Below are 25024 nucleotides of genomic sequence, written 5' to 3' on the forward strand. Positions count from 1 at the left end.
TGAAATCGTACCGACCAACCCTATAATCGAAAAAATCTAAATTAGATATTTACGAAATAGGTAACCCCTCATGAGCTCCAAAGCCAGCCAGCTGGTCCACTTTGCCACCGGGCATCGCAAACTTGTTTTTTGGGTGGTGGCGCTGCTCGCCGTGGCCGCACTCAGCCAATTCCCCCGTATGAATGTCGACACCGACCCAGAGAATATGCTGCCGGCCAGCAATCCGGAGCGACAGTTCCACAACCTCACCAAATCGACCTTTGCCATGCGCGACACGGTAGTGGTGGGCGTGGTGAACGACAAAGGGGTCTACAATCCCACCACGCTCGACGCCGTTTACCAGGTGACGAAATTTGCCGACAGCCTCGAGGGGGTGGTGCACAGCGACCTGATGTCGCTGGCCAATGTCGATAACATCAGCCAAGGCGAGCCAGGCACACTGCGCTTTGAGTGGATGATGCCCCAACCACCTGCCGACGCGGCCGCCGCCGGCGAGATTAAAACCAACGCCGAACGTATTCCGCTGCTCAACGATACCCTGGTCTCCGGCGACGCCAAGGCCGCTGCTATCTACATCACCCTGGAGAACAAAAACTCCAGCTGGGCCATTGCCAAGCAGGTGCAGGGCTTTATCGATCAGCTGCCCGCCTCCGCCGCCAATGGCGACCAGTGGCACATCACCGGCCTGCCGGTGGCGGAAGACCGCTTCGGCGTTGATATGTTTATCCAGATGGGTATCTCCGCGCCGCTGGCCGGTTTGATGATCTTCGTGCTGCTGTGGGTCTTTTTCCGCAACGTCGCCTTTATTACCGCGCCGATGCTGGTGGCCATGGCCACCGTGGTGATCACCATGGGGGCGTTGATTGGCGCCGGCTTTACCGTGCACATCATGTCGTCGATGATCGCCATCTTTTTAATGCCCATAGCCGTGGTCGACTCGGTCCATATTTTGTCGGAGTTTTCCGACCGCTATAAACCGGGCGACAATGCCAAAGCGGTCATTGAGGAGGTAATGGGCCATCTGTTCACCCCCATGCTCTACACCTCCATCACCTCCACCGTGGGCTTCCTGTCGCTGATGATGACCCCTATTCCACCGGTGCAGATCTTTGGTGCTTTTGTCGGCGGCGGCATCATGTTGGCCTTCCTCCTGACCATCACCTTTATCCCGGCCTACATCAGTGGCTTGAGCGAGAAGAATCTGGCCAAGTTAACCGCGCAGCAACCGGACCCCAGCCAATCAAAACTGGCTGGTGTGATCCGTAAATTTGGCCATGTTGCCAGCCACCACGGGCGCTGGTGGATCGCCGGCTTCGCCGCCCTGTTTGCCATCTCGGTCTATGGCATCAGCCAAATTAAAATTAACGACAACCCGGTACGCTGGTTTAAAGCAGGCCACGAATTGCGCGTTGCCGACCGGGTGTTGAACGAGCACTTTGCCGGCACCTACGATGCCTACCTGGTATTAAGCAGCCACAACGACATCAAAGCCAGCCTGCAACCGCTGTTGCAAAATGCACAGCAGCAGGCCAGTGACGACTCTGTTAAGCAGTGGCTTGGCGACTTGCAAGCGCAATTGGCAGCCACGGATACCGCCGACATTGACCTGACCGATATCGCCCTGCAGGTGGATGATCAGCTGTTCAGTGCCGGTGACGAGGATGCCGGTCTGCTGGAAAATCTGATGAATGAGCTGGATAAAATCACCAGCCAGCAAAAGGCCTTTGTTGCCCCCGAAGTGCTGCACTACATGGAAAAACTGCAGGCCCATCTGCAAGCCAGCGGCTTGGTGGGCAAATCCAACAGCCTGGCCGATATCGTCAAAACGGTGAACCGTGAATTGCGCTCGGGGGAAAATAGTGACTTCGTTATACCCGATTCCAGCAATGCCGTTGCGCAGACCCTGCTGCAGTATCAATCCTCCCACCGACCGCAGGATCTCTGGCATTTTGTTACGCCCGATTATCAACAGAGTTTGATCTGGCTGCAGCTCACCAGTGGCGACAACCAGGATATGACCGCGGTAGTGAACCTGGTGGCCGACTATGTCGCCGCCAACCCGCTGCCCCAAGCGTTGACCTATCGCTGGGCGGGCAAGGCCTACCTGAATGTGATCTGGCAAAAACAGATGGTGGAGGGAATGATCGGCAGTTTGATCGGTGCCTTCATAACCGTACTGGTCATCATGATCTTCCTGTTCCGCTCGGTGGCCTTTGGCCTGCTGGCGATGTTGCCACTAACCCTGACCATCAGCCTGATTTACGGCCTGGTTGGTTTAATCGGCAAGGATTACGACATGCCCATCGCCATTTTATCGGCGCTCACCCTGGGGCTGTCGGTGGACTTCGCCATCCACTTTATCGAACGCCTGCGCGCCACCTTTGCCCGCACCCAGGATTGGTCGGCGACCATGGCCGAGATGTTTGAAGAGCCCGGGCGAGCCATCTCGCGCAACGCCATTGTCATTGCCATCGGCTTTACGCCCCTGCTGTTTGCCCCGCTGGTGCCTTATATCACCGTCGGTGTACTGCTCGGCAGCATTATGGCGATCTCCGCGATCGTGACCTTAATTGTTATCCCGGCGGTGGCTGCACCTTTCAAGAAGCAGCTGTTTAAAACCGCACCCCAAACCAGTGAGGAGTCTCATCATGCGTAAATTATTCGCAGCTGCACTCACCTCGGTGTTGGCCCTAGCCCACACCAGTGCCTTTGCCGAAACCGATGCCTCTGTGCGCGACATCGTTAAGAAAGCGGAACTCGCCTCCTACTACGCCGGCGATGATGGCCGCACCGAAGCGCGCATGCTGATCGTCGATGCCCAGGGCCGCAAGCAGACCCGCCAGTTCACCATTTTGCGCCGCGACCGCGCCGATGGTGGCGAGCAGGATTTAATGGTCTTTTTCTCGCGCCCGGCCGACGTGCGCGACACCGTCTTTCGCGTAATTAAACGCACCGACGCCGATGACGACCGCTGGTTGTACCTGCCCGGTCTTGACCTGGTAAAACGCATCTCCGCCGGTGACAAACGCACCTCGTTTGTGGGCTCCAACTTCTTTTATGAAGATGTCTCCGGGCGCAACACCGAGCTCGACGACTTTCAATTAGTCGAAGAGACCGACAGCCTCTATCGGCTGGGAGCCACCCCCAAAGATCCCAGCAGTGTGGAGTTCTCCCGCTATGTGGTGGAGATCGATAAAACCACTTTCATTCCCATGCAGATCGAATTTTTCGACAGCCAGGATCGCCTCTACCGTAAAGTGCAGGCACTGAAAGTGGAAACCATTCAAGGTTACCCAACCGTCACCTACTCGCGCATTGAGGACCTGCTAAACGGCGGCGCCACCGAAATGCAGTTTCGCCACATCAAATACAACCTCGGCCTGCCCGAAGATATCTTCTCTGAGCGCAGTCTGCGCACACCACCAAGACAGTGGTTGGAATTGGGGCAATAGCACTAATGAAACAGAACCACTCAGTTAAAAAACTGGTTGCCGCCATCCTGCTCACCGCCAGTGGCAGTTGGGCCGCCAACGCCCTGGCCCAGGAAGAGACCGACCTCTGGGCCGACGCCTGGGAGGAGGATGAGACGCCGGCTGCCCCCTGGCTGCACGGCTTTATCGAGCAGGCAGCCGGTGTTCGTCTACAGAATAGTGACTACAACAAAGAGACCAGCGTGATGGACAGCCGCGTACGGTTGGAGGCCAGCCACTACTGGCAACGCTGGAACTTCGCCGCCAAGGGCGACCTCTACTACGACGGTGTTTTGGATAAGTGGCGGGACGAGTTGCGCGAGGCCTCGGCGCAGACCTCCTTTAGCCGTTTCGACGTTAAACTGGGCCGACAGATTCTGACTTGGGGCACCGGCGACTATATCTTCTTGAATGATTTTTTCCCCAAAGATTGGCAATCGTTTTTTGCCGGTCGCCAGGATGAGTATTTAAAGGCTCCATCCGACGCCATTAAGTTTTCCCACTTCACCAGTATCATCAATTTTGATCTGGTGTGGACGCCGGAATTCGACCCCGACAACTACATCAACGGCGATTATTTCTCCTTTTTTGATCGCAGCCAGGGCGCCACGGCCGCGCCGTCGTTTTATGCCGACGCCCCCAATGACGACGAGTGGGCGTTGCGTTTCTATCGCAATTTTGGCAGCAGTGAATTTGCCCTGTACGGCTACGATGGTTTCTTTAAAAGCCCCAATGCCATCGACCAGCAAGGCCGCTACACCTTCAGCCGCTTGCAGAGCCTGGGCGCCTCCTGGCGGCAGCCGCTGCTGAAAGGGATCTTCAACGTTGAAACCGCCTACTACCTGAGCGCCGATGATACCCACGGCGATAACCCGGCCATCGGCAACAGCCAGTGGCGTCTTTTGGTGGGCTATGAGCAGGAACTGGTCACCCGTTTAACCGGCTCCGTGCAGTTCTATCTGGAACAGACGCAAGATTACCAGGCGCTGCTGGCCAACTCCCCGGCCGCCAACCTGGAACCTGAAGAGAACCGTACCGTGGTCACCACCCGGCTCACCTGGCGCAACCAGAACGACAAACTGACCCTGGGGCTGTTCCTCTTCTACTCCCCCTCTGATCACGACAGCTATTGGCGGCCCACGGCCAGCTATCGGTTTAATGATCAGTGGCAGCTGAGTGGCGGCGTGAACTGGTTTGAAGGTAGAGACAAGCACACCTTTTTCGGCCAGTTTGAAGAGAACAACAATCTCTACGCTCGAGTGCGTTACAGCTTTTAACGCGCTCGAACAGAGACCAACCATTGCCAGGCCATTCGCCTGCCTAGCGAATGCGTGGCGATATTGAAATGCAACAACCGATGTGAATGATCATCGGGTTTTTAATCGGCAGTAGGAGAAGAGAGATGAGTGCTGAACGCGCGTTAACAGCCTTTGCGGGCTTTATGGTATTGTTGTCGGTCGCCCTGACAGTCTGGGTACACCCCTATTTTGTCTGGTTTACGGTATTTATCGGTGCCAACCTGTTTCAACAGTCGTTCACCGGTTTTTGCCCGGCGACCATTGTTATGAAAAAAGTATTCGGTGTAAAAACCGAGGTAGAACTCTACAAGAGTAAAAATCAAGATGGAAATGCCACAACTGCCTGAGCAAGATGCTGTTCGCGCCGCTGAGTTTTTGCGCTCGGTGGCCAACGAGTATCGGCTGTTAATTTTATGCCGCCTGGCGGACGGTGAGATGAGTGTTGGTGAGTTGCACGAACCATTTCCCTTGAGCCAATCCTCTTTTTCGCAACACCTGTCGGTGTTGCGCAAACAGGGGCTGGTGAAAAATCGAAAGGTGGCGCAGACGGTTTACTACTCCATCAGCGATCCCGACATACTCAATCTGATGATGCTATTAAAGGATAAATTCTGCCCGACGGTATAGCCTTCAGCCACAGGCAAATGGTGCCGCTGTAGCCGGAGGCCGACGCACCGCTCAGCTGGCATCCGGCTGCTCTGCCAACCACTCATAAAAGCTGAGGTCGTTGGCCAACAGCTCGAAGTCGTCATTGGTTAATACCAACTCCAGTTCGCCGGCAACGGCAGGTGGCTCTGTGGCGATAATAGGTTGCGGGGTGGTAATGGATTGCGGGCTGGAATTTAACAGCACCAGCGCTACCGCGGCCAAGCCGGCAAAACTCAAACCGGCCCCAATCGTTTGCTTGGCGGAAAAACCAAAACCCCGCCCCCGGGCCGGCTCAACATTAGCGGCCAACGCCTTCTGCCGGGCCTGATGCAGGCGGCTCACCACCGACTCCGGTAACTGCTCGCTACTGGCCTGCAGAGAATCCACCACCAATTTAGCTTCCGGTGTCAGCTCTGCTGATTGTTGCTTGTCGTTGTTCATCGATTACCTCAAGTGCCAATTTTACTTTGGCTAATTCCGCTATTGGCCCGTTCCTTTTATGACCAAACATCCCACAACCCAATCCTGCCTTGGGCTAAATTCAACTGGCACTCACGGCCAAGTTGTCCAACTGTAGCTGCAAGGCTTTCAATGCTCTTGAATAGTGGGTTTTTACACTACCCGTGGAGCAGCCCATAATCGCCGCCGTCTCTTCGGTGCTGTGCTCCCACCAGGCGCGCAACAGAAAAGCCTGTCGCTGGCGCTCGGGCAAGTGACGCAAGGCCACTTCCACCTGAGCGTTAATTTCACCATTAATAAGCGCATCCATGGGGGTCGTGCCATTCTCGCCGGGCTCGATCAACTCTGCCTGATCATCAGCTGCATCCTGCTGTTGCCACCAAAACAGAATGCGCCGCACCTTCTGCCGGCGATACCAATCGCGAATGGTATTTTGCAATACCCGCTGAAACAGCGCCGGCCACTCGGCTTGCGGGTAATTAGCGTAACTTTTTACCAGCTTCAGCATGCTGTCTTGAACAATATCCAAGGCTTCATCCGCGTTGCCGGTTGCCAGGCGCGCCGTGACAAAGGCCCGGTTTTGGATCGACGCCAGGAACTGGTCCAACTGCCAATTTTCAGCCATGGTCAACGGTCACCAATGGAAGCGCAGCGCGGACTCACCATAGTAGATGTTGTCCTCCAGGCCTCCGGCTGCGAAAGCCGACCAGCTAAAAGTATCGGATAGATAATAGGTAACACCGGCCGAGAGACTGTTTTCTTTCTCTTCCGTAATCGCGTATTGATATTGCGACACGCCCACCTGATACGCCCAGTTGTTGCGCTGGTAATTGATTGCCATGCCCAGGCGATGATCGGTTAAATCGAGCAGGCCGCTGAGCGTGCGCTGTGCCATATACAAAGTCAGGCGCCGATTACCGATCTGCTCGGGAATATTCTCCTCGTAATCGTAGGTCACACCGCTTAAATCCAAACGCCAATTACCGGCATACCCGCTGTAGAGCAGGCTCAACCCCAAACGATCAAATTCCGGATCACGAAAATCGCGGCCGCGGACACCATCAAAGGGGTTATCGGCCTCTACCTGGCCGGTGATGAAGCCAACGCGCAGCAACCAGCTGCCCGGATAATACTGCGCCTGAAACTCCCAATCGCGAGTCTCCAGAGTCGACTCCTCAACGGCGCTGCGATACTCCGCCGCCAGGCTCCATTTGGCGATAGGGTCGGTGGTGAAGGCGGCTAACCAATGGCGACTGTCGGCTGCCGCGCCATCGTCATCAACACTGGTCGCGGAATAGGCCAAGGCGATCTGGCTGTAATTGGGCAGGCCTAGCTGCAGGTCGGCGCCGGCCAGGGTCTGATTTTCGGTATCGGCACCCACGCGCACACCGAGCGAATGTTTGGGTGCCTCGGCACCAAGCCACTCGCTCTCATCGGCTTGCACAACTGCCGTTAACAGCCCACCGAACAATACGAGCAATAATTTGGTATTGACCTGCACGCCTATTCCCCCCCACGGTTACGGCGATCCTGGATACGCTCGATCAGCTCTCGTTTTTTTTCCGGCGACAGGCTCTCCCAACGATTGCGTAGTGCTTCGCGCTTGCTCTCGGGTAGAGATTGATAACGTTGAAACTGTTTGCGGACACGCGCCTTCTGTTCATCCGTTAAACTTTGAAACTGCTGGAAGCGGGCGCGAATCGCCTGCCGCTCCTCGTCACTCAAATTTTGCCAACGCTGCAGCCGTACCAGAGCGCGCTCGCGCAGCTGGGGCGACATGGCCAGCCAGCGCTCGGCACCCTGCAAGTAGCGCTGGCGCTGTGCCTGATCAAGCCCCGCCCAACGCTGCTCCACATTGGCCAAGGTGGCTTGCACCTCTGGTCGCAATTCACTCCATTCTTGTGCCAGCACGGCATGACTCCAACATAAAATCAGGAAGCAGAGGCTGCACCAGACTCGTCTACTGTTCACCTTCCACCTCCACTTCAACTCGCTTGCTCGGTTCTTTTTGGGCACGGTTCGCCTGCTGTTTTTGGTAATCATCCAAACCATGAAACACAATTAATTCAAAGGTTTCGTCATCCACATCGCCAAAGTCGGCGAGCATTTCCAACAGCGAAGCCGGTGGCGGCTTCTCCACTAACACATTGTTCTCGTTTTCGCTGGCAAGCAGATGCCGACTGGGCCAAACCAACAAAAACAGGAGTAGGAATTTTACTGGTCGCATAATCACCGGAGCTGGCATTGGCTCATACTGCACCAACACCTTGTTAATTAATCAGTACCACCGCCATGGCATAAGCACTAAACACACCCTGCTCATCATCAAAGGTGCCTCTGGCTTCGATTCGTCGAACCTTGGGAGTTTCGGCCAGTTGCATCTGCAAAGCGCCAGCAAAGTCTGCAAAATTGTCATACAGCATTATTTTGTTACGCAGACTAATGGCGTAAGTGCCGCCGTCACCGGCCGGGTGTAGCTGCAATGCGCTAAATAATGCTACCGGATCACTGATGATGCCACCCCTTTCGATGTGATGACGCAGGCCCACGCCGGCCAGTGTGACTAACGCCCCATCATCGGTGAGATCAGTAAAGACCCCCTCAGCCCCCATCAGCGTGAAACCGAGGGACAGATGAGCGCGCAAGCCACCGGCGTCCACCAGAGTAGTCGCCAGGAAATCTTCCGGCGCGGTACCAAAATCAGCCACCAAGCCACGTACCCGTACCGGCTCGCCGAGGTTGAGGCCGCTTAACTCCAAACTGCCCGTGGCCACATCGTAATTGTCGGGGTCGGCATCGGTGGCCAGGCTGCTACCGGTACCGACAAAATCAAAGGCACCCGGTCGGTGGCCGGAGAGCAGTTGCAAATCCACCACCAAGGGGCTCGCCGCAACCACGGTACCGGCCAGGCCCGACTGCCAAACGTGCACGCTATCGGCGGCAAACAGATCCTCCTCGTTCAGTTCGCCAACAGCGGTAATGACTGAACCCACCGAAATTGCGTTGCTGTTCTCTGCCGCCAGTTGTTGCCGTTGCACAATCACTTGCACAGCATCACTTAACTGCAACTCAAGGCGCGGGCTGAAGAAGTATTCACCTTCCGCCAGCTCCACCACCGACGCGCTCATGGTTAGGTGGTTGCCAGCGCGGGCCAACACCACACCACGCACGACATCGGCCTCGCCAAAGGCCAGACTGGAACCCGCCACCACACGCTTGCCGATAAAGGTACCAGCCTCAAAATCCCACTCCCCTTCACACACCACAGGCACGCTTCCGGCGGCTGCCGCCAACGCGGCCAGGCCATCACTACCGAGGTAGGTTGTACCGTTGACCAGGTAGCTGGTTTGGCCGGTAACACTCACCAGGCCGGTACCATACTCGCCCGCGCGTCGGCGAAACGGCAGCAGATCCAGGCTGAATTCACTGGCCGCCTGGTCGACCTCCTCCAACACTCCCCGGGCGCGAACCAGCTTGGGCTCGAACTCGGCTGAGCTCACCAATAGCAGTGGCTCGACCGTCACCTCGGCCTGGTCTGCCGCAATCACTACCTGGTTGGAAGCGGAGAGATCAAAATCCAAGGTGACCTGGGAAACCACCCCCGGGCTCACCACCACACCCATATCCGTGCCAAAATCGAGTGTGACGGTGAGGCTGGTCAGCGGCTCGCCGTTGCCATCGACCGCATTGGCCGTAATAGCCTCGCCAGACTCCGACTGCACCACCAGCTCTGCGTTGCTGTAGTCCAGCACCAGTGCCACCTGGCTATACCGGCCCGCCGGCACCTCGCCAACGCTGACCAGCTCGCTGACATCCACATACTGGGCAAAGTCCACCTCGGTATCGTCAGTCAGCACCTCCACCAGCGCGCCATCGCTGCGGGTCATAGCGATACTCGCCACCGCGACGCGGTAAGCCAGGAAATCCCCTTCGGCATCGGTGAGCGCCAGCGCCAACGTGCCCTTCTGCTCCACATCGCTCAGCTCATCGCCCGCAGAACCAGTATCGGAGGAGCCACCACCACAGGCGGCCAGAGCTAAACTCGACATTAAAACAGCGGCCGCCAGCCACCGTGGGCCGCCTACCAGCCAACCACAACCAAAACCATTCATCGCTTCGATCCTCACCTTCGCTATCGTTAATTGAAATTGTGCCGGCGCCGGACAGATCCTCTGTCTCGCACTTAAAACGCTTCAGGAAAGATATGGTTGACCGGGGAGAAGAAAAAAAGATGAGACTGAAAGCAGGAATTAGATAGTTGGCACTATCCCCGCAATCGGGGAGAATGGCGACTCAATACGACTCAATAAAAACAGCAGCCAGCAAACTGCACAAATAATAATCAAGCGGAGCATTATCGGTTATGGCCGAGCCAAGTTACTTAGAAAAACCGGTCCTTGTCGCCGGTGCCAGCGGTTTTGTTGGCAGCCACATCACCCGCCTGTTGGTGGCCCAAGGCAGAAAAGTGCGCGTGCTGATGCGTGAAAGCAGCAACAAAGCCGCCATTGAAAATTTAGCGGTAGAGATCTTTCACGGTGATGTGGCAGACCCGGAGTCACTGCGCACCGCCATGCGCGGCTGCGGTACGGTGTTTTTCAGTATTCTCGACGCCCGCTTCTGGCTCACCGACCCAGCGCCAATCTATCGCACCAACGTGGATGGCCTGGTGAATGCCATGGACGCCGCCCTGGAGACCGGTATCGAACGCTTTATCTTCACCAGCACCATGGGCACCCTCGGGCAGAACCCCAACGGCCCGGTCACCGAAGATATCGAATTTAACTGGCGCGATAAGGCCTGCACCTACATTCTGGCCCGCCTGGAGGCGGAGAACCGGTTTCTGGCCTACTGCCGTGAAAAGGGCTTACCCGGTGTCGCCCTGTGCGTGGCCAACACCTACGGTCCGGAAGATTACAACCCTACACCCCACGGCGGAGCCTTGTGGGAGGTCGCCGCCGGCCACATGAAATATGTACTCGACGCCGCACAACCGACGGTGGATATTCGCGATGTCGCCCAGGCGGCACTGCAGGCCGAACGCTACGGCCACTTGGGTGAGCGCTACATCATTGCCAATGAGTACATCCACAACAGCGATTTTTATCAGATCGCAACCAGTGTTACCGGCGCGCCGCCACCGAAATTGATACCGCAAAAAGTGGCTTACGCGGTGGCCTGGTGTGCGCAACGCATCTGTAAGTTGTTGGGTAAGAAAGATTACCTGCTCAGTACCGACGCCGTTTATCTATCGGATGCCTTTAAAGAGTTGGATAACAGCAAGGCCCGCGAACAGCTGCACTGGCAACCGCGCCCCATCAAAGAGACAGTGGTTGATGCAGTGACCTGGTTTAAAGCTCAGCGGGAGACGAAAGAACCGGCCAATTAGCAGTGTCCGTGGCGGGCTCGGTGACGGTGACTCCTGCCGATGGCCGGGCCACAACCTTGCCAATGGCAAGGGTCAGAGTGGTTTATCGTAAAAGCCGTTACGCAAAATAGCGGTCACCTCATCTGCGGCCATGGGGCGGCCCAGGTAATAGCCTTGTACTTCATCACAATTCATCTGCCGTAAAATCTGCAGGTGCTCGCTGGTTTCAACCCCCTCGGCAATCACCTTAATACCCAGGCTGTGGCCCATGGTGATGACCGCCTCGGCGATGGCGCGATCATCCTGATCAGAGCCGAGGTCGCGCACAAACGATTGGTCGATCTTCAAACGGTCAATGGGGAAACGTTTTAAATAGGAGAGGCTCGAATAACCGGTACCAAAGTCGTCTACCGAGATAGAAACCCCGCGACTTTTCAAAGAGTGCAGAGCCGAATAGATGTAGTCCATATCCTGGGCCAGGAGGCTCTCGGTGATTTCAATCTCCAGCACATCGCCGGGCAGAGCGGATTCATCCAGTGCATCAAAAACAGTCTGTTCAACACTGCGGTTGGTGAACTGGCGGGTGGAAAAGTTGACCGCCACTTTAACCCCCTGCAGATTTTCTGCCCGCCACTTCTTCGCCTGCATACAGGCCTGCAACAGAACCCAGCGGCCAATATCGGTAATCAGCCCGGAATCTTCCGCCACAGGAATAAATTGTGCCGGGGAGATGGTCCCCATCTCCGGCTGACGCCAACGCAACAGCGCCTCAACCCCCACCACCGCCATCGTCTGAATTGAGAACTTTGGTTGATAGTGCAGTTCAAATTCGTTGTTTTCGATCGCCTTGCGCAGTGCACTTTCTAAAATCATGCGTTGGAAAACCGCATGGTTCATCTCCGGCGTAAAGAAGCGGAAACCATTGCGCCCCTCATCCTTGGCCCGGTACATAGCGGTATCGGCTTTCTTCAATAGCTCGTCGTAGTCGTAACCATCACGCGGGTACATGGCAATACCGATACTCGGGGTAATGCTCAGGGTGTGAATGCCCAACACACAGGGGCGGGTACACTCCTCCAACAATTTTTGGGCCACGTGCGCGGCGGCATCGGCGTTCACCTCCGGCAGCAATATCAAAAATTCATCGCCGCCCAAACGGCCAACGGTATCGGCCTTGCGAATAGCCAGCAGCAGGCGGTTGGAGATCTCGCGCAGCAGTTGATCACCCACTGAGTGGCCTAAGGAGTCGTTAATATTTTTGAAGTGGTCCAGGTCCAAAAATAGCAGTGCCAAAGGGTGGTGCTCACGATCGGCGTTAACAATGGCCTGCTGCACCCGGTCGCGTAATAAACTGCGATTGGGTAAATTGGTTAATTCATCATGGTAGGCCAGGTTACTGATGCGGCGCTCGGCTTCCTTGCGGTCAGAAATATCCAGCTCCTGCACAACCGCATGGGTGGGTACGCCTTGGCTGTTCTTAACAACAGAAACAACCGCCAGCGCCGGATAGAAAGAACCATCTTTGCGTTTACGCAACACTTCACCCTGCCAAGTGCCAACACGGGATAGAGCCTGACCAACCCCGGCACTGAAGCTCTCAACCTGAGGTCCCGCCTGCAATATACGGACATTCCGGTTAAGGACTTCCTCCACGCGATAACCATAGGTACCACAAAAAGCCTGATTTACCATCACAATCTTTCGCTGATCATTGATGATAAAAATAGACTCACTGCTGCGGTCAAACACACACGCCGCCAGCTTCTCGCGCTCGTCCTGCTGCTTTTTCAGAGTGATGTCATACATCACTCCCAGCAACCGCACAGGGTTTCCTTTGCTGGACCGCTCTTCAGTTTTCGCACCCGTAACAGCCAACCAACGAGGCTCGCTGCCGGGAGAATCAATTTGCAGCTCACCCGAGAAGGTGTCGGCGCGATTATAGGCTACACACTGCTCGACTATCTCCAGCAATTTGTCACAAATCTGGGAGGACAGTTTAGTCGACAACTCATCCAGCCCAACCTCTAAACTGTCGCCACTACCTCCCATTAACTGCATGCAAACTTCATCGAGGAAGACCCGGCCAGAGTTATAGTTCACCTCAAACATACCGGTATGCGTGACACTCAACCCCAGACGCAGTCGCTCTTCATTGCGAGCCAACGCCAGCTCGGCCTTTTGCTTCTGTTCGGCAGCATCTAACTTATTCAAGGCATAGGAGGTTACTTCACCAACCTCTTCAATCAGCTCAACAATATCATCGGTGAAGATATTTTTTTGGCTGGAAAATATTAATATGGTACCAACCACCTGCCCGGCCAGCTTTACCGGCGTAATCACCACCGAATTAATACCGTGCTCGATCGCAAAATTTCTTGGCTCGGTAAAGAGCCGCTCGTCGGAGCTACAGTCATTGACACAAACCAACTTACCTTCGAACATTGCCGACAACAATTTCTGACGCGCCGACAGATCCGCTTCCGACACCTGTTGAAAACGCTGAGCAGAAAATTGCAAGCGGCCATATTCACACTCTTGGGTAAATACCCGCCGTTGCCAGTCCGCCCGGTGATAGGCCACATAATCGAAATCGGGTACCTCGGCAATGATGCGGCAAATTTCATTAATCAGCGGTTGCTGGTTACTCGCTTGCACCACCAGATAATTTACCCGACTCAAGGTGGCGTACATTACAGAGAGCGACTCAATTTGACGTAGATGTTCTTTCTCTGCGCTTACGTCCAACACACCACCAATAAACCCGATGACATTGCCGTTTTCATCCCGGGTGGCACTGAACCGTAATTTAACCCAAATGACTGAACCATCGCCATGTTGATAACGAAAGTAATCCGTAGAGAGTGTACGATTGGAAAGCGTCGCCTCAGCAAAATATTGCCGGACGCGGGGAAGATCGTCCGGGTGCACATGAGCAATGACTTCATCGGCCTCAATCACCGGTTTATCAACCCCCACCACCCGGCGAAATTCACTGTTGGCAAAGATATTCTCATTGATCGGGTCAATGACGATAACACCGATAGGCAGCGTTTCCACCATGGTTGAGTAGCGTTGTTCACTCTCTCGCAGCGCCTTTTGAATTTGGTACTCATCGCTCTGATCACGAAACACCAACACCACACCATCGACGCTGTCTGCGTCCCGGGATCGAATCGGCGCACCGCTATCAGCAATCGGACGCTCCTCTCCATCTTTCCCAATCAGCAGGGTGTGGTTAGCTAAGCCAACCACCGTGCCTTCCCGTAACACTCGCTGCACTGGACTCTCGCGCGGCTGACGGGTCTCCATATTAATGATGTTGAGCACCGAATCCGCAGTGCGACCGCGGGCATCTGCCTCCAGCCAGCCGGTTAGCTTCTCAGCCACAGGATTCATCAGCGTGATTCGCCCCTCGGCATCGGTCACCAAAACCGCATCGCCAATACTGCGCAGAGTAATATCCAGGCGCTGTTCGCTACGCTGCACCGCCGACATCGCCTGACTCAATTCCCTGGCTCGCTGCATGCTGGTCAGGCCATGTGACACATTTACGCCCACCTGTTCGAGGTGTTCGATAATATCTTTGGTAAAGAAATCGGCTTCTCGCGCAGAGACTGTCAAGGCCGCTACTGTTTTACCGTCGCGCTTGAAGAGTATGGAGCTAACCGAGGAGATTTTGAGCAATTGATTGCTATCGCGATAGCCCTGGCTAACCCGCTCATAATTACCGTAATCATTGGTAGTCAGGTTTCTGTCTTCCAGAATCGCCAGCAGGGTAAAACTCATGGCTTCAGGCTTATCCAGCGAGATCACCACCTTTCCACGGCTGCCCTCGCCTTTATCGTGGCTGAAGATGGTGGACATATTTACCACACGTTGTTGCCAATCCACAGTGGCCACGGCGGCACTGAAAAAGCCACCAACCTCCACAAAAATACGGCATATGGTGGAGTACAACTCCGCTTCATTGGCGCTGTGGATAATGGCGGAATTGATCTGGCTTAGCGTGAGGTAGTAGCGCGAAATCCGCTCCGCCTGCCGTTGTAAATTCTGCTCCAGCGTCGTGTCCGTAATAAACCCGATGATCGCAATAGTTTCACCTTGGCTATCTATCAGATTAACCGCGTCTGATTTTACCCAGGTGATATCGCCATTAGTTTTCCGATAACGATAGTGCAGTGTCGGCAATTCACCGGTGACCACCGCCGACTGCCAGTAGTCTAAAACACGCTGTTGATCTTCCGGGTGTACCCGCGCTAATAATTCGGAGCGTTTAATATCACTAGTTTCAATGCCGGCAAATTCACGCAAAGCGCTGTTAATAAAGCTGATATCGCCACTGGGATTAATCTGAACAATACCTACGGGTGCCGATTGAAACAGGTTGGTCAGAAAAGATTGCCGATCATCCAGCCGGCTCACCAGCGACGCTATTCCCCCAGCCATTTCGTTATAGGCAGTAAATGCTGGCGCCAAGTCAGGGTTAATACCCACGGTGGGTAGGCGAATTGAAAAATCGCCATCCCCCACCGCTTTGGTGGCTGCCACCAGACTGGCTATCGGCTTTAAATTTCGGTGTAAAAGGAAAAGCGCAATCCCCAACAACAGGATGGCTGCAGCGGAAAGGACAAACAGCTGCAAGAAGAGCAGCTCCCAGAGGCCGTTGGCGTAGGGTAACCGGCTGAGCACCATCTCCATCTCGGCCAGGGGCACGCCGTGACTGGAGACAATGGTGTCTTTGAAAAGCCTATCATGCAGGCCAAAGCGCTGGGTAAACCATACCGGTGCCGACCGGCGCAACTGCACCGATAACTTGGATTGAAAAGTACCGTCTGGGGAGGTGACGGTTATCGATTGAACACCCGCCAGTTGCATATAGTCATCGACAAAGCTGTCCAAATTTTGCTGCTGGCCAGCTTCAATGGCGGCCGCCAACGAGCGCCTGATCACCGTGCGGGTAGTCTCAACTCGCGGCCCCCACTGATGCTCTATTCGGGCCAAGCCTAAGGTCAACGTCAATACTGCGGCAAAAATATCGGCGATGATCGTAGCAATACAGACCGATACCACCATACGTGTGAATAGACCCGCTTTCATAGGCTCTATCCACCAACACAGCTAACGCTGCTAGAACACTCTAACAGCGAGCGATTGCCCAGCGGCTGAAGACAAATAGGGTTAACCTGCGACTCACATGGATTACTGAGTTTCATCATTCTGGATAAGGGCTTTAGCGTTATTAATTATTGTTATTGCTAATACATCCGAGCCGAACCAGACCCAGATGAAATCAACACGATGATTATCGATCAGCATCTACAAACATCCTTGTTAGCTGTTGACTTTAAAACCTCGCCAATGGCTACCGCTGCACGGCCAGAAGCGCTATCAAATCACACCTTGTGCATTCAACTTTAGGCGACAACCCGTAAGAGAGCAATAGCAGCCCGTTATAGCCCTATTTTTTCGAAATAAGCGCCGAGCAGTTATGCCGGGCAGTCCAGGTAGCGTCCATAAGCAGCTTGGCAGCCTACAAAGGGAGGAAGCGGGTAGAGTTATTGATGTTCGGGGAAAGTTTCTGTTCAGGGAGAGACAAAGACGCTGTCAGTTTGAATGCCGGGGCGAAGCTTGCCGGTAATAACCACCGCAACCAACGGCATTCAAAACCTGGGTTTCACTACATGAGGTCGATACCGCACTCCAGCTGTTCAAACCAATTGAGAAACTGGTTCACCATCTCCCGGCCAATAAACGGTTTGCCGTGTTGTGGGATTAGCATCTCCACATCCAGGGCCCGAACCCGCTCAACCCAGATACGGCAGGCGCGATTGCTGGCCATATAGCGGCGATGGAACCCCTCCATACGTGGCAGGTGTTCGGCAAAACTGGCCACCGGGATATGGTCATCGCCAGGGGTTACCGCAGCGCCCACATCACCAGAGAAGAGAATCTTGGAGAGCGGATCATAGAAGTGGAAGTTACCCACCGAGTGCAGAAAGTGAGCGGGCACGGCCTTGATGGGGTTCTCACCCAAACGGATGGAGCCGCCCTTATCGGGTAGTTCAATCAGCCGCTGATCAAGGGACTTGTTCATCTTGCCGGAGACAAAACCGGAAACCAGGTGTGGCAAAAAGCGAGACCAAAGTTTGGAGCTGACCACCTTACAGTCGGTGTGCATCAACCAGCGCGGCAGTGAGGTGATGATATCGGGGTCCTGGTGGCTGGCAAAAATAAAGCTGAGCGATTTCAGGGGAATGTGTTTGCTCAACTCAATCGACAAGGGTGTGTAGGTTAGGTCGCCACCTGGGTCGAACAGTGCCGCCTGGCCATGATCCACCACCACAAACTGATTACTGGGAATGCCCTCGCCATCGACAAGCCCTGTAATAAACAGGCAGACATGATCATCCTGCTCGAACAGTTTCTGTACTTTTTGTGTCATCGTCCTAAACCTCTAACCGCTTTGGTCGCCAATCTGAATAAACATTCAATGAGTATAGTCATAGATTGCCCATGCCCGACCGCAAAGCAGCCAAACAGTGATGCAGTTACTGTAGTCACGTAATAAACAGATGAGCTATGACTGTTGCCTATAACAAGCTTAATTTGTTATCGCCAGAAGAAATGAAAAGTCGGCAGGAACTTGATTGGGATCAATCGAAATGCAATGGCCTGTGTGGCATCAGACGCCAGGACAGAACCAACGTATAAATTTGCAGTAGCGGTGGCCTGGCCCAGAATGAAAAAAGCCCTTAACGGGCTTTCTTTGGTGCGATGTAACAGGCAGGCGCTAACTGAACTCAGCGTTGTGATAGACGTTTTGCACATCGTCGACGTTGTTGAGCATATCGAGAAACTTCTCAAACATCTCCACATCTTCACCGGCAATCGCCGTCGACTCCTTGGCGACAAACTGGATCTCATCGACGTCGAAATCGATTTCACCCATCGCTTCAATCAGCGCGGTTTTAGCTTTGTAGTGTTCGGTGTGCGGTACGAAAACGGTGATTTTGCCATCTTCACACTCGATATCACTCACCTCAACATCCGCCTCCATCAGGGCCTCCAGGGCGGCCTCTTCGTCGTCGCCGGCAAAGACCAGGATACCGCTGTGGTCGAACATGTGACCAACAGCGCCCTGGCTGCCAATCTTGCTCTTACACTTGTTGAAGCACTGACGGACATCGCCAAAGGTGCGATTGGGGTTATCGGTCAAGCACTCCACGATCACCATGGTGTTGCCTGGGCCGAACCCCTCGTAGCGGGCAGGGCTGAAATCTTCGCCGGCACCGCCTTTGGCCTTATCGAGCGCTTTGTCGATGACGTGACCGGGCACCTGATCTTTCTTGGCGCGATCCAGCAGGCTGCGCAGGGCCAAGTTGCCGTCCGGCTCAACCCCTCCCGCTTTGGCACAGACGTAGATCTCACGACCATAGCGGCTGTAGATTTTGGCCTTCATATCGGAGGTTTTGGCCATGGACTCTTTGCGGTTCTGGAAGGCTCTTCCCATTCTCTGCCTCACTTACATGTTTTTGGACGCGGGGATTTTACCCGCCCAGACGCCGTTAGTGAACCAAGAGCGCCGCGAGAGTACCAAGAAAACCACAAACAGGCCGGGGATAGCGTGCCCCGCCAGCTAGTTGCTTAGCGCTGGGCCTCGGCGTAGGCCTCAACCTCAGCCCAAACCCGCAACAGATTGCCACTCCAGATCTGCTCCACCTCTTCCGGAGTGTAACCACGGAACAGCAGCTCTTCGGTGATCGCGGGGGTCTGTTCGACACTATCCCACCCCTCTACGCCGCCACCGCCACCAAAATCGGAAGCGATACCGGCGTGGTCGATACCGACCAGCTTGACCACGTAATCAATACTGTCGACCAGATCGGAGATCGATGCCCGCGGAAACTGCTCATTAAGCGCCGCCACGCCCGCGCGGAAGTCGTGCAGCGTTTGTTGGCTGGCGGTTTTGTACCAATCCGGGGCGGTCAGCCCCATCTGCTCACGCACGCCTTTGACGGCCGCTTTGTTCTCTTCGCTCATCTCTCGCATATAGCTGTCAAAGGCCACCAGCTGCACCACACCACCCTTGGCGGCAATGGCCTGAAGCTCCTCATCGGAGAGGTTGCGGGGGTGATCAAAGAGTGCCTTCACGCCAGAGTGGGAGGCGATTACCGGGGTTTTTGAACGGGCCACCGCTGCCAGGGTGGACTCTTTGGAGGTGTGGGATACATCCACCATGATGCCGAGCTTGTTGAGCTCATCAATCAGGCTCAGGCCGAGTTCACTCAAGCCGTGGTTAACCGGCTCGGCGACACCGTTCTGCTCACCTTTGGCCGAGGAGCTGTCACCAAAGTGGTTATGGCCGAAGTGGGTGAGGGAGAGATAGCGACCACCGCGGTCGTAAAACTCCTGCAGGTGCTCGTAGTGGGGCCCAAGCGGGTAGGCGTTTTCGATACCAATGGCCGCCGCCAGCTTACCCTCGGCGACAGCGGCCTTGAGCTCAGCCGGAGTTTTCACCAACACTATCGCATCGGGGTTTTGGCTGACCATCCGCTCAATGGCGGCAAATTTGCGCTCAGCCTCGTCGTAGGCGGCCTGGTAACCGGCCTCATCCAATGGCCCCTGGCCAACGTAGACAATAAAAAAGCCCGCATCCAAACCACCGCTACGCATTTTCGGCAGATCAACCTGCATAGGGCCATCCAGGCTTGGATCAGCCCCTTCGGTACCCAGTGTCGTGGGTATATCGATGTGGGTATCCAGGGCAAGCAGCTGCTGGTGAATCTGATCGGACGTGGGGGCGGGTTCAGCTTTAGCCGCAACCGGAGGTGTTGCAACATTCGCTTCGGGGGCCGGCACCTCTTTGCTGCAGCCGGTAATACCCAGCGCAAGTGCCAGGGTGAGCAGTGGGTATTGAATCGTACGTAAAGTCATAGTGAACCTCAAAATCCAGCGGCGGCATCATCACCGCGTTTATCAGCCCCACCCTCAAGGCTGCCATCCTCCAGCACCAAAATGGCGTCGACCTTGCCAATCACCGGGGAGCGCCCCTGATTCACCGTGTAACCTTTGGCCTGCAACGCCTCCAACAGCGAAGCTTCGAAGCCCTCGGTCTCGAAGAGGATCACATCCGGTAACCACTGGTGGTGAAAACGGGGGGCGTTGACAGCGTCCTGCATGCTGTAGCCGTACTCGTAGACGTTAAGGATGGTCTGCAACACCGAGGTGATAATCGTGGAACCACCCGGCGCACCCACCAACATAAACAGCTTGCCGTCGCGCTCGGCAATGGTCGGCGTCATGGAGCTCAACATGCGTTTGCCCGGCGCAATACTGTTGGCCTCGCTGCCGGTTAAACCAAACATATTCGGCACACCGGGTTTCGCACTGAAGTCATCCATCTCGTTATTGAAAAAGAAGCCCAATTCATCACTGAACAGCTTGGAGCCGTAGGCGCCGTTAATGGTGATGGTGGCCGCCAGCGCATTGCCGTAAGGGTCGACGATGGAGTAGTGAGTGGTTTCGCTGCTCTCGGCCGTTTGCAGGTCGCCATGGCCGACCTCGGACGATTTGGTGGCCGCCTCAAAACTGAAGCTGGCCATGCGTTCGGCCAGGTAGTCGGGGGCAGTCATCTCTGCGTAGGGGATATCGACATAATCCGGGTCACCCAAAAAGTGGTTGCGGTCGGCAAAGGCACGGCGCTCGGCTTCGGTTAACAACTGCACCATCGGCAGGCTGTTATGCTCGTACTGCCCCACATCAAAGGGTTCCACCATCTGCAGGATCTGCTGCACCGTGATGCCACCACTGGAGGGCGGGCTCATCGAAATAATATTGAGATCTTTGTAGTGAAATTGAATCGGTGAGCGCCAGGCGGCCTGGTAATTGGCGAGGTCTTCGGCCGTGACGAAACCACCCTTGGCCTGAATAAACTCAGCGATCTGTTTGGCCATCTCGCCTTTGTAAAACTCATCGCGGCCACCGGCCACAATCCGGCGTAGAGATTCGGCCAAGGCCGGGCGCGGCACCACTTCACCGACACTGAACTCCCGGGCAAATTTGGAGCCACTGCCACTCACCGCAGCGATCTTCTCCCGTGCCGAGGCCAAACGCCCCTGCTGATACTCGGTAACCACCACGCCTTTTTCCGCCAGCTCAATCACCGGTTGCAGTAACTCTGCCATTGGCTTGGTGCCAAATCGCTCATGCATAGCAAAAATACCGGCGATGGTGCCGGGCACGCCTACGGCAGTAGCCCCTTCGCGGCTCATACCGGGAATCACGTTGCCCTCTTCATCCAGGTACATATCGCGATGGGCCGCTGCCGGCGCCTTTTCCCGAAAATCCAAAGCCCCCGTTTCACCGTCGGCCAGGCGATAGACTGCAAAGCCACCGCCGCCCATGCTGCCGGCAAACGGGTAAGCGACTGCCAGCGCCATCTCCACCGCCACCATTGCATCAAAGACATTACCGCCCTCGGCCATCACCTGCAGGCCGATATCCGACACCTCCTGCCGGGCCGAGACCACCATCGCCTGGTGGCCAACCAAACCGGTAGGTTCTGCAGTGTGAAAGTTGGGGGCGGTTTGGCAACCAAGCAGCGTTACCAGACATGAAAAAACAACAACGGATTTAATTCGGTGAAGCAACATTACATTTCCCAGCTTAGTGAATGGCTTGGTGCTTGGCTTGCAAACTGGCGAGCTCTTTCGCTACCGCTTCTGGCGATTGTGTGCGACGAGCCAGCAGTTGATAAAAACCAGGCACCACGTACAGAGTCAGCAGCGCAGCAATACTTACGCCAAATAGAACCACAATACCCAATACATTACGGCTAGCCTCGCCTGGGCCAGTGGCCATCACCAGGGGAATCGCACCCACCACGGTCGACACTGTGGTCATCAGCACCGGGCGCAGGCGCATTTTACAGGCGGTGACAATGGCTTCACCAAAGGCGGCGCCTTCATCGCGCATCTGATTAATAAATTCCACCAGCAGAATACCGTTTTTGGTAGCCACACCGATCAGCATTAAAAAACCGATCTGACTGAAAATATTAAAGCTCGATTGAGTAATCCACAGCCCTAACAGACCGCCGGCAATGGCCAGAGGAACAGTAAACATAATTACCGTGGGGTGCACAAAACTTTCGAATTGTGCCGCCATGACCAAAAACAGAACCAACAGCGCAAAACCAAAAATAAAAATAATGCCGCCGGTGGACTCTTTAAACTCCAAAGACTCACCTTTGTAGTCGATCTGTGCCTGTTGTGGCAGTTTGTCGGCTACCGCCTGTTCGAGAAATTGCAGGCCTTCACCCAAACTGACACCTGGTGCCAGGCCGGCACTGATGGTCACCGCCCGCAGACGGTTATAACGCTGCAGGGAGGAGATATCGGCGCGGTTTTCAATGGTAACCAGGTTAGCCAGAGAGATTAATTTGCCGGAATTATTGGAGCGCACATAGATATTGTTGATATCGTCGCTGGTATTACGCTGATCATCTTCCACCGCCATAATCACCGGGTACTCCAACCCATCGTATACGTACTGGGAGACCTCCTGCTCGGCCATTAGCGCCTGCAGCGACAAGCCAACATCATTCACAGAAATACCGAGAGAGGCGGCCCGGTTTTTATCCACACTCAAGTGGATCTGTTGTTGCGTTTCATTAAGGTCAGAACTAATGATGGTAAACAGGCCGCTGCTGCGCGCGGCATCCATAATAATGTCCCGCCACTCAATCAGGTGATCGTAGGTATCACCCTGAATAACAAACTGAATGGGCGTGTTACCACCACTGCGGCTCAAACCATTGGGGACAAACGCCATGGCGCGAATACCGGGGATTTCTGCCCAGGCCGCCGTCAACTTTCGTTGAATATCAAACACAGAATCTTCCCGCTGATCCCAGTTAACCACTGAAATTCGTGAAAATGCGGAGTTGGGCGTTAGCGAGCCAAAGGAGGGCGAGACAAATAGCACACGGGTGTACTCGCCCGATTCAATGCCAGCCTCCATGGGCTGTAACAGCTGCTTGATAATCTCACGCATTTTGGCAACGTTGGTGCCCTCTTCGGCACGCACAAAAGCCATTAAGGTGCCCTGATCCTCAGATGGAGCGTACTCCTGCTCAAGACCTTGGTATAGAAAATAGGAACCAACCAGAGAGAGTCCCGCCAACAGCAGCGGCATCAGTTTAAATTTCAAAGTAGCCCGCAGACTTTTTTCATAGCCGCAGGCCATGGCATCCATGGCCTGCTCAACTTTGCGAATCATCCAGTTATTGCTATCACCCTTGTGCAGGAGCTTACTGCACATCATCGGCACCATCGTCAATGCCAACAAAGTAGAGGCAATAACCGCTGCGGCTATCGCCACTGCCAGCTCCGAGAAAATCTGGCCGGTGTTATCCTCAAGGAAGCCAATGGGTACAAACACCGCCACCAGCACCATGGTGGTGGCGATTACCGCAAAGCCCACCTGGCGCGCCCCATAGTAGGCGGCCAGCAGAGGTGGTTCGCCCTCCTCTACCCGGCGGTGAATATTTTCCAGCACGACGATGGCATCATCGACCACCATACCGATAGAGAGCACCATCGCCAGCAGCGTGATCAGATTGACAGAGTAGCCAAACAGCCAGAGCGCAATAAACGAACCCAATAGCGACAGCGGAATACAAACCACCGGAATCAACAGCGAGCGCCAGTTACCCAAAAACAGCCACATGACGAAAGCCACCAACGCGATAGTGGCAAAAATGGTGCTGTACACATTGCTGATCGCCGCGCGGATAAATTCTGAGGCATCGCCGGAGGAGGTAATGGTCACTCCCGGTGGTAGGGATTTGGCGATTGCCTCCATTTCGGCGTGAATGCCATCGAGCACTGCTACCGTATTGGCCGTGGACTGCTTAATAATGCCAATGGCCATACTATCGCCGCCATTCACATTAAACACACGCCGCATATTTTCCCGGTCCAGGCCGACACGAGCCACCTCACCCAGGCGAATCAGATGGCCATCATCGCCGCGCTTGACGACGAGGTTGCGAAAATCCGCTTCCGATTGATAATTGCGCACGATGCGCACGGGAAATTCCCGGGTTTCGGAATCGATGCGTCCCGCAGGCAGCTCAACATTTTCCCGGCGCAGCGCATTGAGTACATCAATAACCGTTAAATTGCGCGCGATCAGTTTGTGTTTATCCACCCAGATGCGCATGGAGGGGTTGCCGCCCCCCAAAATATTGACCGACGAAACCCCCGGTATCACGCTAAAGCGATCTTTCACATAACGCTCGGCGTAATCACTCAGCTCCATCATCGACCAGGATTCCGACACCAAGCTGATATAAATCACTGGCCGGCCGTCACTGTCGGCCTTGCTGATTTGTGGATCCAGCGCCTCGTCGGGTAATCGTCGACGCACACGGGAGACATAATCGCGCACATCATTGGCGGCTTCGTCGATGTTGCGACTTAAATTAAATTCGATATTGATACTGGAGCGGCCATCGATACTGTTGGAGCGCATGGCTTTAACGCCCTCAATACCGCTCAGTTCGCTTTCCAATACCTGGGTAATGCGGTTTTCGACAATATCGGCCGAGGCCCCCGGGTAGGAGGTGCTGACCGAAACCTCCGCCGGCGAGATATCCGGGTATTCACGGGTGGAGAGTTGGGTAAAGGCGAAGGCCCCGAACACCGCCATCAATAAGGCGATAACCGAAGCGAACACTGGCCGTTTGATACAGACATCCGATAGGAGCATGGTTTGTCTCC

18 protein-coding genes are annotated in these 25024 nt (G+C 54.9%); 6 read left to right on the forward strand and 12 right to left on the reverse strand.

Annotated elements, in window-relative coordinates; all coding sequences use genetic code 11:
- Positions 1 to 70 precede the first annotated feature (70 nt).
- From SBL51_RS11195 to SBL51_RS11215, 5 genes are all read left to right on the forward strand, one after another.
- Positions 71 to 2656 (forward strand): efflux RND transporter permease subunit, encoded by a 2586-nt coding sequence (locus tag SBL51_RS11195; protein WP_317931015.1) that lies wholly within the window; start codon positions 71 to 73, stop codon positions 2654 to 2656.
- Positions 2649 to 3452, forward strand: coding sequence for an outer membrane lipoprotein-sorting protein (locus tag SBL51_RS11200; protein ID WP_317931016.1), 804 nt, complete (start codon positions 2649 to 2651; stop codon positions 3450 to 3452). Before SBL51_RS11195 ends, SBL51_RS11200 begins: the two co-directional genes overlap by 8 nt.
- Before the next feature lie 5 nt (positions 3453 to 3457).
- A complete protein-coding gene (locus SBL51_RS11205) occupies positions 3458 to 4747 on the forward strand; it encodes a hypothetical protein (RefSeq protein ID WP_317931017.1) in 1290 nt (429 codons plus the stop codon).
- A gap of 125 nt (positions 4748 to 4872) precedes the next feature.
- Positions 4873 to 5115 (forward strand): DUF2892 domain-containing protein, encoded by a 243-nt coding sequence (locus tag SBL51_RS11210; RefSeq protein ID WP_317931018.1) that lies wholly within the window; start codon positions 4873 to 4875, stop codon positions 5113 to 5115.
- The gene (locus SBL51_RS11215) at positions 5093 to 5395 is read left to right on the forward strand and encodes a metalloregulator ArsR/SmtB family transcription factor (RefSeq protein WP_317931019.1); all 303 of its coding nucleotides are present in this window, start codon (positions 5093 to 5095) and stop codon (positions 5393 to 5395) included. Before SBL51_RS11210 ends, SBL51_RS11215 begins: the two co-directional genes overlap by 23 nt.
- A gap of 51 nt (positions 5396 to 5446) precedes the next feature.
- On the opposite strand, the gene SBL51_RS11220 is transcribed toward SBL51_RS11215, so the two are convergent.
- The 6 genes from SBL51_RS11220 to SBL51_RS11245 form a co-directional block, all read right to left on the reverse strand.
- Positions 5447 to 5857, reverse strand: a complete 411-nt coding sequence (locus SBL51_RS11220) for a DUF3619 family protein (RefSeq protein ID WP_317931020.1) — start codon at positions 5855 to 5857, stop codon at positions 5447 to 5449.
- Positions 5858 to 5957: 100 nt separating this feature from the next.
- Positions 5958 to 6500, reverse strand: coding sequence for an RNA polymerase sigma factor (locus tag SBL51_RS11225; protein ID WP_317931021.1), 543 nt, complete (start codon positions 6498 to 6500; stop codon positions 5958 to 5960).
- 9 nt (positions 6501 to 6509) lie between these two features.
- Positions 6510 to 7376 (reverse strand): hypothetical protein, encoded by an 867-nt coding sequence (locus SBL51_RS11230; protein WP_317931022.1) that lies wholly within the window; start codon positions 7374 to 7376, stop codon positions 6510 to 6512.
- A gap of 2 nt (positions 7377 to 7378) precedes the next feature.
- On the reverse strand, positions 7379 to 7846 hold the full coding sequence (locus SBL51_RS11235; protein ID WP_317931023.1) for a DUF3106 domain-containing protein: 468 nt from the start codon (positions 7844 to 7846) through the stop codon (positions 7379 to 7381).
- Entirely contained in the window at positions 7836 to 8102 is a 267-nt protein-coding gene (locus SBL51_RS11240) for a hypothetical protein (RefSeq protein WP_317931024.1), read from the reverse strand. Before SBL51_RS11240 ends, SBL51_RS11235 begins: the two co-directional genes overlap by 11 nt.
- Positions 8103 to 8145: 43 nt before the next feature.
- Positions 8146 to 9924 carry a DUF4382 domain-containing protein gene (locus SBL51_RS11245; protein ID WP_317931025.1) on the reverse strand — a complete coding sequence of 593 codons (1779 nt, stop codon included), beginning with the start codon at positions 9922 to 9924 and terminating at the stop codon, positions 8146 to 8148.
- Between the two features lie 314 nt (positions 9925 to 10238).
- Here SBL51_RS11245 and SBL51_RS11250 point away from each other — a divergent pair, with 314 nt between their 5' ends.
- Positions 10239 to 11261, forward strand: a complete 1023-nt coding sequence (locus tag SBL51_RS11250; protein ID WP_317931026.1) for an NAD-dependent epimerase/dehydratase family protein — start codon at positions 10239 to 10241, stop codon at positions 11259 to 11261.
- A 72-nt stretch (positions 11262 to 11333) separates the two neighbouring features.
- On the opposite strand, the gene SBL51_RS11255 is transcribed toward SBL51_RS11250, so the two are convergent.
- From SBL51_RS11255 to SBL51_RS11280, 6 genes are all read right to left on the reverse strand, one after another.
- A complete protein-coding gene (locus tag SBL51_RS11255; RefSeq protein WP_317931027.1) occupies positions 11334 to 16337 on the reverse strand; it encodes an EAL domain-containing protein in 5004 nt (1667 codons plus the stop codon).
- 580 nt (positions 16338 to 16917) lie between these two features.
- The gene (locus SBL51_RS11260) at positions 16918 to 17682 is read right to left on the reverse strand and encodes an MBL fold metallo-hydrolase (RefSeq protein ID WP_317931028.1); all 765 of its coding nucleotides are present in this window, start codon (positions 17680 to 17682) and stop codon (positions 16918 to 16920) included.
- Positions 17683 to 18030: 348 nt separating this feature from the next.
- Positions 18031 to 18750, reverse strand: coding sequence for a YebC/PmpR family DNA-binding transcriptional regulator (locus SBL51_RS11265; protein ID WP_317931029.1), 720 nt, complete (start codon positions 18748 to 18750; stop codon positions 18031 to 18033).
- A gap of 134 nt (positions 18751 to 18884) precedes the next feature.
- The gene (locus SBL51_RS11270) at positions 18885 to 20174 is read right to left on the reverse strand and encodes a dipeptidase (RefSeq protein WP_317931030.1); all 1290 of its coding nucleotides are present in this window, start codon (positions 20172 to 20174) and stop codon (positions 18885 to 18887) included.
- Positions 20175 to 20182: 8 nt separating this feature from the next.
- Entirely contained in the window at positions 20183 to 21892 is a 1710-nt protein-coding gene (ggt, locus tag SBL51_RS11275; RefSeq protein ID WP_317931031.1) for a gamma-glutamyltransferase, read from the reverse strand.
- Positions 21893 to 21905: 13 nt separating this feature from the next.
- Positions 21906 to 25013, reverse strand: a complete 3108-nt coding sequence (locus SBL51_RS11280; protein WP_317931032.1) for an efflux RND transporter permease subunit — start codon at positions 25011 to 25013, stop codon at positions 21906 to 21908.
- Positions 25014 to 25024 lie beyond the last annotated feature (11 nt).

This window comes from Halioxenophilus sp. WMMB6 (genome assembly GCF_033283405.1).
GTDB lineage: Bacteria > Pseudomonadota > Gammaproteobacteria > Pseudomonadales > Cellvibrionaceae > Halioxenophilus.